Origin of the sequence: Thalassotalea sp. PP2-459 (genome assembly GCF_001913705.1) — a bacterium.
GTDB classification, from domain to species: domain Bacteria; phylum Pseudomonadota; class Gammaproteobacteria; order Enterobacterales; family Alteromonadaceae; genus Thalassotalea_C; species Thalassotalea_C hakodatensis.
In genome coordinates this window covers 55,570-68,439 of record NZ_MKQD01000019.1, presented here as the reverse complement: position 1 = coordinate 68,439, position 12,870 = coordinate 55,570, and the positions used below count along the sequence as shown (strand labels likewise).

General features: G+C 39.1%; 13 protein-coding genes. 6 read left to right on the top strand and 7 right to left on the bottom strand.

The genetic code is table 11. The features are described 5' to 3' along the window. Positions 1–180 precede the first annotated feature (180 nt). From groL to BI291_RS03745, 3 genes are all read right to left on the bottom strand, one after another. Entirely contained in the window at positions 181–1,833 is a 1,653-nt protein-coding gene (gene groL / locus BI291_RS03755) for a chaperonin GroEL (protein WP_074496414.1), read from the bottom strand. 148 nt (positions 1,834–1,981) lie between these two features. Next, positions 1,982–2,272: a co-chaperone GroES gene (locus BI291_RS03750; protein ID WP_074496413.1), complete on the bottom strand. Its 291-nt coding sequence runs from the start codon at positions 2,270–2,272 to the stop codon at positions 1,982–1,984. 93 nt (positions 2,273–2,365) lie between these two features. Further along, positions 2,366–2,845, bottom strand: coding sequence for an FxsA family protein (locus BI291_RS03745; RefSeq protein ID WP_074496412.1), 480 nt, complete (start codon positions 2,843–2,845; stop codon positions 2,366–2,368). A gap of 127 nt (positions 2,846–2,972) precedes the next feature. Between BI291_RS03745 and cutA the strand changes: the two genes are divergently transcribed. After that, positions 2,973–3,293: a divalent-cation tolerance protein CutA gene (gene cutA / locus BI291_RS03740; RefSeq protein ID WP_074496411.1), complete on the top strand. Its 321-nt coding sequence runs from the start codon at positions 2,973–2,975 to the stop codon at positions 3,291–3,293. Beyond that, on the top strand, positions 3,286–5,094 hold the full coding sequence (locus BI291_RS03735; RefSeq protein ID WP_074496410.1) for a protein-disulfide reductase DsbD: 1,809 nt from the start codon (positions 3,286–3,288) through the stop codon (positions 5,092–5,094). Before cutA ends, BI291_RS03735 begins: the two co-directional genes overlap by 8 nt. Before the next feature lie 4 nt (positions 5,095–5,098). Here BI291_RS03735 and ung read toward each other — a convergent pair whose 3' ends face one another. The 4 genes from ung to BI291_RS03715 form a co-directional block, all read right to left on the bottom strand. Beyond that, entirely contained in the window at positions 5,099–5,764 is a 666-nt protein-coding gene (gene ung, locus BI291_RS03730; protein ID WP_139302546.1) for a uracil-DNA glycosylase, read from the bottom strand. A gap of 69 nt (positions 5,765–5,833) precedes the next feature. After that, positions 5,834–8,281 (bottom strand): EAL domain-containing protein, encoded by a 2,448-nt coding sequence (locus BI291_RS03725; protein WP_074496409.1) that lies wholly within the window; start codon positions 8,279–8,281, stop codon positions 5,834–5,836. Then, entirely contained in the window at positions 8,282–9,514 is a 1,233-nt protein-coding gene (locus tag BI291_RS03720; RefSeq protein ID WP_083601883.1) for a hypothetical protein, read from the bottom strand. Next, positions 9,492–9,803, bottom strand: a complete 312-nt coding sequence (locus BI291_RS03715) for a hypothetical protein (protein WP_139302545.1) — start codon at positions 9,801–9,803, stop codon at positions 9,492–9,494. The genes BI291_RS03720 and BI291_RS03715 overlap by 23 nt, the downstream gene beginning before the upstream one ends. A 449-nt stretch (positions 9,804–10,252) precedes the next feature. Between BI291_RS03715 and aroQ the strand changes: the two genes are divergently transcribed. The 4 genes from aroQ (at position 10,253) to BI291_RS03695 (ending at position 12,869) form a co-directional block, all read left to right on the top strand. Further along, positions 10,253–10,711, top strand: coding sequence for a type II 3-dehydroquinate dehydratase (gene aroQ / locus BI291_RS03710; protein ID WP_074496408.1), 459 nt, complete (start codon positions 10,253–10,255; stop codon positions 10,709–10,711). Positions 10,712–10,754: 43 nt separating this feature from the next. Next, positions 10,755–11,213: an acetyl-CoA carboxylase biotin carboxyl carrier protein gene (accB, locus tag BI291_RS03705; RefSeq protein WP_074496407.1), complete on the top strand. Its 459-nt coding sequence runs from the start codon at positions 10,755–10,757 to the stop codon at positions 11,211–11,213. Between the two features lie 25 nt (positions 11,214–11,238). Continuing rightward, positions 11,239–12,585 (top strand): acetyl-CoA carboxylase biotin carboxylase subunit, encoded by a 1,347-nt coding sequence (accC, locus tag BI291_RS03700; RefSeq protein ID WP_074496406.1) that lies wholly within the window; start codon positions 11,239–11,241, stop codon positions 12,583–12,585. 125 nt (positions 12,586–12,710) lie between these two features. Beyond that, complete coding sequence (locus tag BI291_RS03695; protein ID WP_074496405.1) at positions 12,711–12,869, top strand: oxidoreductase-like domain-containing protein; 159 nt, start codon at positions 12,711–12,713, stop codon at positions 12,867–12,869. The last annotated feature ends 1 nt before the right edge of the window (position 12,870 follow it).

The window sequence follows — 12,870 nt, the reverse complement described above, 5'->3', positions numbered from 1 at the left end:
TCCGCTATAAGCCTTAATGCAGACCTTTCAGAATGGATAAACTAACGTCAAAAATTCGTATAATTAAAACAAAACATCTGTTGGTAGAATATTAATAGAGATAAAAAAGCCTGAATATCACTATTCAGGCTTCGTTTAAATGGTTAGAGTTAGAGCTACAGTTATAGATTTAAAAATCTATTACATCATACCTGGCATGCCGCCACCCATACCACCCATGCCGCCCATATCAGGCATTGCAGGAGCTGAGTCTTTAACGGGTGCGTCGGTGATCATCGCTTCAGTTGTTAGCATTAAACCAGCAACAGATGCAGCAAACTGTAAGGCACTACGTGTTACTTTAGCTGGGTCAAGTATACCCATCTCTAACATGTCGCCATATGTACCGTTACCTGCATTGTAACCATAGTTACCTTCGCCATTGCGAACTTCATTTAGCACTACTGATGCTTCATCACCACAGTTGGTCACGATTTGGCGTAACGGAGATTCCATCGCACGTAACGCAACGTTAATGCCATGATTTTGGTCTTCGTTGTCACCTTGAAGGGCTTTAATTTTCTCAGCAACGCGTACTAAAGCAACACCACCGCCTGCTACTACACCTTCTTCAACGGCAGCGCGAGTTGCATGTAATGCATCTTCTACCCGTGCTTTTTTCTCTTTCATTTCAACTTCAGTGGCAGCACCCACTTTAATGACTGCTACACCACCAGCTAACTTAGCAAGGCGTTCTTGAAGTTTTTCTTTGTCGTAATCTGAAGATGTTTCTTCAATTTGACCACGAATTTGCGAAACGCGAGCTTGAATGTCTGCTTCTTCACCAATACCATCGATAATCGTGGTATTGTCTTTAGAGATAACAACACGTTTAGCTTGGCCAAGATCTTCTAATGTTGCTTTTTCAAGCTCCATACCGATTTCTTCAGAAATCACTGTACCTGCCGTTAGGGTTGCGATGTCTTGTAACATAGCCTTACGACGGTCACCAAAACCTGGCGCTTTTACTGCTGCTACTTTCACAATGCCACGCATGTTGTTAACAACAAGTGTCGCTAATGCTTCACCTTCAACATCTTCTGCAATAATTAATAACGGCTTACCCGCTTTTGCTACCGCTTCAAGTGTTTGAAGTAATTCACGGATGTTTGATATTTTCTTGTCCACTAAAAGAATAAATGGATTTTCTAATTCAACCGTACCGTTTTCTTGGCTATTAATGAAATAAGGCGATAAATAACCACGATCAAACTGCATACCTTCAACCACATCTAACTCATCAGTTAATGCTTGGCCTTCTTCAACAGTGATTACACCTTCTGCACCAACACGATCCATTGCCGTTGCAATGATTTCACCAACTGTTTTATCAGAATTGGCAGAAATAGTACCTACTTGTTCAATCGCTTTGTTATCTGTACAAGCCGTAGAAAGCCCTTTAAGTTCTTCAACTGCTGCAATTACCGCTTTATCGATACCACGTTTCAAATCCATTGGATTCATGCCCGCAGCAATTGATTTTAAGCCTTCTGTCACTATTGATTGTGCTAATACGGTTGCTGTTGTTGTACCGTCTCCAGCTTCATCATTTGCTTTTGAAGCGACTTCTTTCACCATTTGCGCGCCCATATTTTCAAACTTGTCTTCAAGTTCGATTTCTTTCGCAACAGAAACACCATCTTTTGTGATAGTAGGACCGCCAAATGATTTATCTAAAACCACGTTACGGCCTTTAGGACCTAACGTTACTTTTACTGCGTCAGCTAAAATATTTACACCGCTAAGCATTTTTGCGCGTGCATCATTACCGAATAATACGTCTTTTGCCGCCATTTTTATCATTCCTATTTTTTATGTTTGGCTCAGTTTTAAGTTTCTCACGTAAAACGAGTAGTACTCGTTGTGAGTTAAATAACCTTTAAACCATGCCTAAATTTCAACCAATACGTGAATATAGAATCAACGTACAATGAATTAATATTTACTCAACGATAGCTAAAATATCAGTTTCGCTAAGGATCAATACCTCTTCACCATCGATTTTTTCCGTTTTTACGCCGTAGCCTTCATTGAAGATAACCTGGTCACCTACCTTTACGTCTAAGGCACGTACTTCACCGTTTTCTAAAATACGGCCGTTGCCTACGGCAACTACTTCACCACGAGTCGATTTCTCAGCAGCGCTACCCGTTAAAACGATACCGCCAGCAGACTTAGACTCTACTTCTTTACGCTTAATAATTACGCGATCGTGTAATGGACGAATGCTCATTTATTTCTCTCCTGAGAATGTTGTTAACAAAATAATTAAGTTGAAAGATAAATAGGGCCGTATTTCATCAATACAACCCTTTTTTTAAAAAAATTACTCTTTACGTTCAAATTCGCCTTCAATCGTTTTGTTCTCGTTACGTTGCTCAGGCTGTTGCTCTTCTTGATCAAACGGAGATTGTTGATGAAAGCCAAACTGTTGTGTATGTACAACGGTATGTTGTGATAATTGTTTTTGCACGGCATTAATCAAACCATTTCTAACCTGTGGGATTAATAGCGACAGACCAAAAAAGTCAGTAACAAAACCAGGTGTCACCAATAGCACACCTGCCACTAACAAAAGTAAACCCGCAACAATTTCATTAGACGGTGCTTCACCCTGCGCCATTTTATCCTGCACAGATTGTAGAGTAGCAATTCCCTGCTGTTTTACATTCTTTGCGCCAAGCCATGCAGTAATAACAACAATTGCGATTGTGGGCCATGCACCAATTAATGCTCCTACCTGCATTAATACCATTATTTCAATGATGGGAATGACGATAAATAAAAAAAACAAAATGCGAAACATGTAATAAAATCTCCTAATACATTGAAACAGATATGAGGCTTATCAGGTCTTTTTCAACCAGTGACGTTTTACAGACCCTCAATATTACTTTAGATTAGGGCAAGCACTAACAGATGGCCTCAATATTATGTATCAAATCGTGTTATGTACCTGCCCTTCTAATGAGGTGGCGAATGAAATTGCTGAAGCACTCGTAAAACAAAGCATAGCAGCTTGCGTGAATATTATTTCAAACGTTTCTTCTGTCTATTTATGGCAAGGTAATATTGAAAAAAACGTTGAAGTGCAACTAATCATCAAATCAAAAGCTGCAATATTTAAACAATTAGCTGATACAATTACCCAGCTTCACCCGTATGACGTACCTGAAATTATCGCTTTGGATATTAGCAAAGGGAATCAGGATTATTTAACTTGGCTAGATGAATCAATACATACTCATGATTAAACATATTCTCTCCTTACTTTTACTACTTTGCGTTACAACTGTTTCTCTGGTTTCTGCAAGCCCTCAAGACTCTATTTTTGATAGTAGCGCTAGTTCACTGTTTAACAATGAACAGGAGTTCTTATCACCCGATCTTGCCTTCAATTTTAATTTTGAACAAAAACAACAAACGGTAGAAATTACTTTCGATATTGTTGACGGTTATTATCTATATAAGAAACAGTTTTCTTTTGACGGTAAAAACGTCACAGTAAATGAAGTTGAACTACCTCAAGGGGTTCAACACGAGGATGAATTTTTTGGTATCCAAGAAATTTACGAAAAGCCGCTATCAATTACCCTTGTTTTAGAAAATATTGATGACAATGCACAATTGGTGATCCGTTTTCAAGGGTGTGCCAAAAAAGGACTCTGTTACCCGCCTGAAATTAAAACCATTGATTTAATTTCCTCAAGTGCCAGTTCCGCTGATATTTTTGCGGCTATGTCACAAGATACGGGAGATAGCGCTTCAGTTAATACTAAGGTGTCAGCTAGCCCAAGTAGCGAACAACATCAATTAGTGGAATTACTTAAAAATGAAAGCCTTTGGTGGACCCTTGCAGCCTTTTTCCTTGGTGGTTTATTGTTATCTTTTACTCCATGCGTATTTCCTATGTACCCAATTTTAACGGGGATTATTGTTGGACAAAAACAAACATTAACGACTAGCCGAGCCTTTACATTGTCTTTTACCTATGTACAGGGGATGGCAGTAACCTATACCTTATTAGGTATAGTTGTTGCGTTAGCAGGTGCCAAATTTCAAGCGATGTTTCAACACCCTGCAGTACTGATTACATTAAGCGTGTTGTTTATTTTCCTAGCGTTTTCAATGTTTGGTGTTTTCAATTTAAGCCTACCGACCAGTTGGCAGCAAAAATTAAACAATTTAAGTAATAGCCAAAAATCGGGTTCTTATGGTGGCGTTTTTAGTATGGGTGCAATATCAGGTTTAGTCGCTTCACCTTGCACCACCGCACCTTTAACCGGTGCTCTATTGTATATTTCTCAATCAGGGGATGTTGCCTTAGGGGCTGCTGCACTTTATGCATTGAGTTTAGGCATGGGAATACCACTACTTATTCTGGGTAGTTCTGGTGGCAAGCTACTTCCTAAAGCAGGACCTTGGATGGAAACAATAAAAGTTGTATTTGGCTTTTTATTATTAACGGTACCTGTATTTTTACTCGAAAGAATATTACCAAGTAGCATAGCATTTTCACTATCTATAATTATTCTATTGTCAGCGAGTGCTTACTTCTTAAAGTTAACGTTAAAAAACCGAACCACTATAAAAAAGTTTTTCAATAGTGGTGTAATCGTCGCGATAACGTTATTTTTTAGCTACCACTTAGCACAGTACTACCAAGTGCTACCCACACAACACGCCGAAACAAAAGCCTTTACTTACGTCAATAATTTAGCTGAGCTTGAAGCGGTTGTGAACGAAGCAAATGCTAATGGCGAAACAGTTATGGTCGATTTATACGCTGATTGGTGTGTCGCCTGTAAAGAGTTTGAACATAAAACCTTTCCAGTACCTGTGGTACAAAAAGCATTAGCGAATACTCACTTAGTGCAAATAGACCTTACTGATACTGGCTCTGCTGCAAGTATTGCATTGATGAAGCATTATGATGTGTTTGGCTTACCCTCTATCTTATTTTTTAACTTAGAAGGTCAAGAGATAAGCCATCGTCGGGTTACGGGCTTTATGGCAGCGGATGAATTTGCTAAGCATATTGAAGACACTTTTTAGACAATTAGACTTGCCAATTAATCGGCGCTTTTCCTAACTGCTGTAAATATTTATTGGTTTTGGAAAAGTGCTGGCAACCGAAAAAGCCACGATGTGCAGACAATGGCGACGGGTGAGGTGCGGTTAAAATAACGTGTTTTGTTGCATCGATGTTTTTACCCTTCTTTTGTGCGTGAGCCCCCCACAGCAAAAAAACAATACCTTCACCATGCTTACTTAACAGTTCAATGACGCGATCAGTAAACTGTTCCCATCCTAGTTTTTTATGAGAGTGTGCTTGCCCTTCTTCTACAGTAAGCACAGTATTTAACAAAAATACGCCTTGCTCAGCCCAAGCTTGTAAATTACCGTGTTGAGGAAGTTGAAAGTCAGAGATATCAGTTTGCAATTCTTTATAGATATTCACTAACGATGGCGGTGGTTTAACACCTGGCTTGACCGAAAAACACAAACCATGTGCTTGGCCTGCACCGTGATAAGGATCTTGCCCTAGAATGACCACTTTTATCTGTTCAAACGAGGGCGAATCAAACGCTGCAAAAACCTCTTGTTCAGAAGGGTAAACATTAATTCCTTGCGCTCGACGTTGGTTTACGTACGATAACGTTTGTTGGAAATATTCATTTTGTTTTTCGTCTGCTAGCAACACAGACCAACTATTCACATTCATTAATCAACCCTAAGCTGTTTCGTTATATTATGCGATACTTTACTCTCACGACTTAGCTGCAAGAAGAGCTCAAGAAGTAGTAGATATTGTTGGTTGAGTTTTCCAATAACCGTTAACAAACTGTGTTTCAACAAAGCCAAGAATGTCAACTTCTGGGATCGGCTTGGAAAAATAATACCCTTGGATAATATCGCAGTCACTTTCGGTTAAGCTTCTCAGCTGCGCACTACTTTCAACCCCCTCTGCAATAACCGTTAGCCCTAAGTTTTTAACCATAGCGATTGTCGACATAATGATCTGATAATCAGCATGATTTTCTAACATGCCAAAAATAAAACTTTTATCAATTTTAATCACGTCAATTGGCATTTTCTTAATATATGCCAAGGAAGAGTAGCCTGTGCCAAAATCGTCAATGGCAAAACTAAAACCATTTTCCTTTAGTAAGTTCATGGTATCTATCGCACGATCAATATCTTTGACTAGGGTTTGCTCTGTCAACTCTAATTCAAAGCGATCAGCTCCGACATTAAACTCATCCAATAAATGATGTAAATAATGAGGAAGGTTGTTATCAATAAATTGTCCCGCCGATAAATTTATTGCCATTTTTACGTCATGTAAGCCCAATGCATCCAGTTTTTTTAACAACTCGAAACATCTGCGAATGACCCAATAACCAAGTTCTACCATATGTTCAGAGTTTTCTAATATTGGAATAAAGTCATCGGGAGATATCATCCCTTTTTCAGGGTGTTTCCAACGTAACAATGCTTCAAATCCGTACAACTGTTTTGTTTTTGTCAACAATTGAGGTTGCAAACTCAAGCTGAACTGTCCTTTTGCTAAGGCTTGACGCACTTCCGTTTCCATCATTACACGGTGCGCAACACGCTGATACATATCAGCATGATAAATATGATATTGAGCACCGCCATGATCTTTGGCTTCATACATAGCAATATCGGCTTGGCTGACTAATAACTCAGGCTTGGTTATTTCATCTTCACTGTATGCAATACCGATACTAGTGGATACATAAAATATACTAGAATCAATACGAATTGGCGCTTTAAATCGTTGTAAAATTTTATCCGCAATAGGTATCGCATCCTCCACTGAATTTAAATGCCCTAATACGACAACAAACTCATCACCACCAAACCTACAGGCTAAGTCAACATGACGAACACTCACTCTCACGCGATTAGCAGCTTCAATGAGCAACTTGTCGCCTTCACCATGACCATGGCTGTCATTTACCTTTTTAAAGTCATCTAAATCAAGAAACAATACCGCAATACCTTTGCCTACTCGGCCAATATTGGCTACCGCTTTACGCAACTGGTAATTCAGCATATTACGATTAGGTAAGCCCGTTAACAGGTCATACATGGCAATATTTTCAAGCTCTTTGGTTTTCTGCTCCACCTCAATGTTTAACTGCTCTAACTCATAACTTAACTCGGTGGCAGAATCGGCTACAATATCGAGTTCATCAGCTAGTAATCGGCGGCGTTTTAAGCGAATTTGCCGAAATTGCTCAAATTCTTTTCTTGCTAATAACGGTAAAGCACTTGATAAGGTTAAAATACGGTTGGTAAACGGGCTAGCAACCAAATAAACCAAAACGGCTAGCGTAATGAATATCAATACTGCAGAGAATAAAAACTGTAACACTTGTTGCCTGTATTCTTGTTTAATTGAACTGACATTATCAACTAAGGCAATGTAAAATTGTTTATCTTCTGTGTTTGCCAACTTCATTAAGTTCACCAAATAACTTTGATCTCCTAAGGTCATTTCTAGTCCCGACTCCCTAATATCTTGAGCGGAGATATTACTCTCTAATTTTTCAAAAAGGTCATTCATCAGCTTGGCATTAGAAGTAGAAAGGAACCGCGGATTAGTAGATGACGTTTTTTGGTTATGGTCAAAACTGACGACAGATATTTCACTTTGTAGTACTTGGTTAATAGAATAAATGACATCAAGTAAAGACATAGTCATCGCAACAACGTGGAAACTTCCATCAGCACCCAGTAACGGCACGACAACTAATTGCTCGCATGCTACATCGCAAAAAAGTTGATAGTCAGGTTCTTTGTGTTTGATCACTTTTTTTGCCGCTAAACTTACTTTAGGGTGAGCATCAGCAGTTGTATAAAGTAACTGATTACTTTCATTGAACAACCAAATATTTTCAACATTTTGATTCATTTGTAATGCATCATACTGCCGTTCAAAGGCTTGTGATAATGAGTAATTATCTTTAGTTGCTAGCTGTAGAACATCAGAAAATGATTCGATCCACAAGCTTAACTTTTCTTTGTCAGTACTGGTTTGCATCGCAAACTGATTTTGGCCTTGTGCTATTTTCTCATCTTGAAAGTCTTTAAATTCTTGCTGTAAACGAGAAAGCGACATCATCGAAATACCAATACTCATTAACAAAAGTGCGCTAATGACCAATAGCAATAACTTAGTTGGCACACTAATAAATATTTTATTCATCATTTAGAACCAGTACACAATTTGTATTGCAGAAATTTGCCAATATTCATGATTATTAACCAAAGGGTTTGGCAGCACTACGGGGGTTAACCTCGCAGTACCTTTTACCCAATGGTGCTCAAGTTGTATTTGAACATTAGTGGTAATATCAATGGTAGCACCAATAACAGCCTCATGCTGGTAGCCAAAGTGCTTAGGGACAAATCCATTGGTAGTTTCAGCTAGGTGTGCGCCCGTTTTATCGTCTTTATCGGCATAATAATGTTCCAAGCGACCTAGTAGTTTCACATTCGTACCATAAATATATTCCAACTGAGCAAAACCACCTTGGCCTGTTTTTTCTTGAATAAATGTGTCTGACATAAAGCCTTCAAGCTTCATTTTTTCTTGTAGCAACTCGAAACTAAATGTCCAATTATCTCCTTGGTATTCGCCATTAAGATAGTGTCTCGTCAAAGCCAGATCACCATCGGTAAATGCACTTTCTCGTTCTTTCTCATACTGAAAAGTCGCATCTGTCATGGCTAAGCCAAATCGCCAATTAGTACCCAATGGTGCCCAATAGACACTGGATTGGAAATCAGCCTTATGCGCTAGATCGCCATTTGACATTGGTCCTAGAATAATTTTCGCTTGTTCATCTGAAATATTTGAATAACTCGAACTGATACGAAAATCAAAGTCACCTAAGTCATCGCTAAAATATTTAGCCGTAAGTGCGCCGCCGTCTCCACCCACAGACATATTACGTGTGGCATCAAAATATACTGATTGCGGTAAAATAATACTTGGCCTAGTCATTGGTACGTCTCTCGTGCTGGAATACAACCAATGGTAGTTTTTAATACGCCCTAAATATAAATTCACCTGCCATTTATCATTGGTGAATGCTGACCAGTCCATTAATAAATAATCAATATGAAAGCCTTCGACATAACGATTCCCTCCATTTAGGTAAACCGCTTGCCCAGAAAAACGTAAATTATCAGAATATTGATATGAGGCATTAAAACCTAACTCTGTTAATTCAGCAGACGGTTTTTCATCATTATTTACATAGTTGCTGCCGTCAACATCAATCAAGCCTTGAGCCACGAAGCCGTGTAATTGTATATCTTGCTCTTCATTACCAACGGCAAGATTACTTGTAGCCAGCAGACATACAACAAAAGCTCCTTTACGAGCGCTATCAGTCACTGAACGGATAAATGTATTACAGGGAAATTTCAATAACATTGACGATATCTTCCTTTGTTACGTTTTCCACGTACCCTAAGGCACCAGGGGTAGCACTCACCGCTTTGATTAATAATTCAGGCGTTTCAACAATCGTTGGTGCAACCCCCAACCCAGAAAAGGTGAGTTTATTCCAAATTCGGTCTAGCTTATATGGCAAGATACTGAGTTTTTCTTGTGCAAATTTTTGATGTAATGGATGATTGCTCGGCAGGACAAAGATCTTAATTGGTGAATTATCAGACCACCTTACTTGGCGCATGGTATAAATTCGACGTAGTTGTGCCACAGTTAAAGACTTCTGAGCAACGGCTTTATGCGCAATGATTTCTACCCCAAAAACAGGGGAACTAAAATAAAGCAGAATACAAAAAAGGCTTAATGAGATATATCGACTGATAACAATATCCTTATTAGAGAATCCACTTATATTCAAAATGGCGGAAATTATATATAGCGGTCAGTAATTTTGACCATTACCTTCCTACATTTCAACAACTTAAATGTTTAACTATTTTAATAATTTTAGCGTAATTATCTCAAATCACCAGAAAAAAAATGCGGTTAATTATCAACCTAAAGAGATTAGACCAGTATTTTGCTGCGATTGTCGCCGAAAACACTATAATAATCGGCAAACCAAGTAAAAGTTTAGTTTTTTATAGCAAGCCGTTTCATAATGATTAATTTTATGTAAATATAGGGCTTAAACTAATATTAGCGACATTTTCGATGCAGATGACTACAAAATACCAAGTTTTATTGTTAAATGGCCCTAACCTAAATATGTTAGGAAAACGCGAACCCGAAATTTACGGCTCGCTTTCGTTAGCACAACTAATAGACGAAATAACAATATCTGCAGAAAAATTTAATATTGAATTTAGCCACGTGCAGTCAAATGCAGAGCATGAGTTGATCAATGCCATACATCAGGCACATAACAAAATAGACTTTATACTTATTAACCCTGCCGCGTTTACGCATACCAGTGTCGCTATTCGTGATGCATTAGCCGCTGTTGATATTCCTTTTATAGAAGTACATCTATCTAATGTGCACGCTCGCGAACCTTTTCGCCATCATTCTTATTTTAGTGATAAAGCTATTGGCGTTATTTGTGGCTTAGGACCGCAGGGATATCAATTCGCATTATCGGCAGCACATCAATATTTACAAGACAACAATCGTCAGTAGTGACTACTGACAACATTTACACTCATTTAAGTAAGGTATTTTCATGGATATTCGTAAAATTAAAAAATTAATCGAACTTGTTGAAGAGTCAGGTATTAATGAAATTGAAATTTCTGAAGGGGAAGAATCAATTCGCATCAATAAAGGCAATACTTATGTGCAATCTGCACCTATGATGCAAGCCGCGCCTGCACCTGCTCCAGCATCGGCACCTCCTGCCCCAGCAGCACCGGCGGCAAATGCCGAATCTGCTCCAGCAGCATTAACAGGTCACGTTGTTCGTTCTCCTATGGTAGGCACTTTTTATTCTTCAGCATCGCCAGATGCTCCTGCATTCGTTGAGGTAGGTCAACATGTTAACGCTGGTGATACATTGTGTATCGTTGAGGCAATGAAAATGATGAATCAAATAGAAGCAGACAAGTCCGGTGTTATTAAGGAAGTTTTAGCGCAAAACGAAGACGCTATTGAATTCGACCAACCGCTATTCATCATTGAATAAGCCCAACATAAAGAAGGGTAATTCCATGTTAGATAAAGTTGTTATCGCCAATCGAGGCGAAATTGCGCTAAGAATATTACGCGCATGTAAAGAGCTAGGGATAAAAACCGTAGCCGTTCATTCAACAGCAGATCAAAACTTAAAACATGTTTTATTAGCTGATGAAACTATTTGTATTGGTAAAGCGCCTGCACCTGACAGTTATTTAAATATACCTGCGATTATTACTGCAGCTGAAGTAACGAATGCCGTCGCGATACATCCTGGATATGGTTTCTTAGCTGAAAATGCTGATTTTGCAGAACAAGTTGAAAACTCTGGTTTTGCCTTCATAGGGCCAAAAGCAGAAAGTATTCGTATCATGGGCGATAAAGTGTCTGCGATACAAGCCATGAAAGCAGCTGGAGTACCTTGTGTACCTGGTTCTGATGGCCCATTAACAGATGATGATGAGTTAAACAAAGCCCATGCAAAGCGCATTGGATACCCGGTAATTGTTAAAGCTGCTGGCGGCGGTGGTGGCCGAGGTATGCGCGTTGTTCGTAGTGAAGATGAACTAATTGACTCTATTAGTTTAACGAAAAGAGAAGCTGGCACCATCTTTAAAAATGACATGGTTTACATGGAAAAATTCCTTGAAAATCCACGCCATGTTGAAATACAAATTGTTGCCGACGGTCAAGGTGGTGCAATTCATTTAGGTGAACGGGATTGTTCGATGCAACGCCGCCACCAAAAAGTAGTGGAAGAAGCACCTGCGCCAGGTATTACACCAGAAATGCGCGCTAAAATTGGTGAACGTTGTTGTAATGCTTGTATTGAGATTAATTATCGTGGCGCGGGCACCTTTGAGTTTCTTTATGAGAATGGAGAGTTCTACTTCATTGAAATGAATACTCGTATACAAGTAGAGCACCCTGTTACAGAAATGATCACTGGCGTTGACTTAATTAAAGAACAGCTTCGTGTGGCTGCAGGTTTACCGCTTTCTTGTACACAAGAAGATATAAAAATTGCTGGCCACTCTATTGAGTGCCGAATTAATGCTGAAGATCCACGCACGTTTATTCCTTCGCCGGGTAAAATTACTCGTTTTCATCCCCCAGGTGGATTAGGTGTACGTTGGGATTCTCACATTTACGCTGACTATTCGGTTCCTCCTCATTACGATTCGATGATCGGAAAGCTAATAACGTGGGGTGATAACCGTGACGTTGCTATTGCTCGTATGCGTAATGCGCTAAGTGAGTTGGTCGTTGATGGCATAAAAACTAACATCGCTTTGCATCAAGATATTTTGAATGATCAAGGCTTTGTTAATGGTGGCGCAAATATCCATTATCTTGAGAAAAAGCTTGCTGAAAGCGAATAGCTTTACAATCAAATAAAACGAGTACCCAAAGCCTCATGTAAATTATGAGGCTTTTTTATTTCTGCGTTTCTCTCGTTGGTGTATCATCATCACATTGATTAGCACATTTACTTTGATAAGCCGTTATGACTGAATCAACACTATTAGAAAAACCACAACCACCGGCAGACTACGAATGTTGTGACAGTGCCTGCAACCCTTGCGTATGGGATCACTACTACGCTGCATTAAAGGCTTGGCGTATTCAACAAGTAGAGTTAAAAGCACAACAACAAAACGGATAAT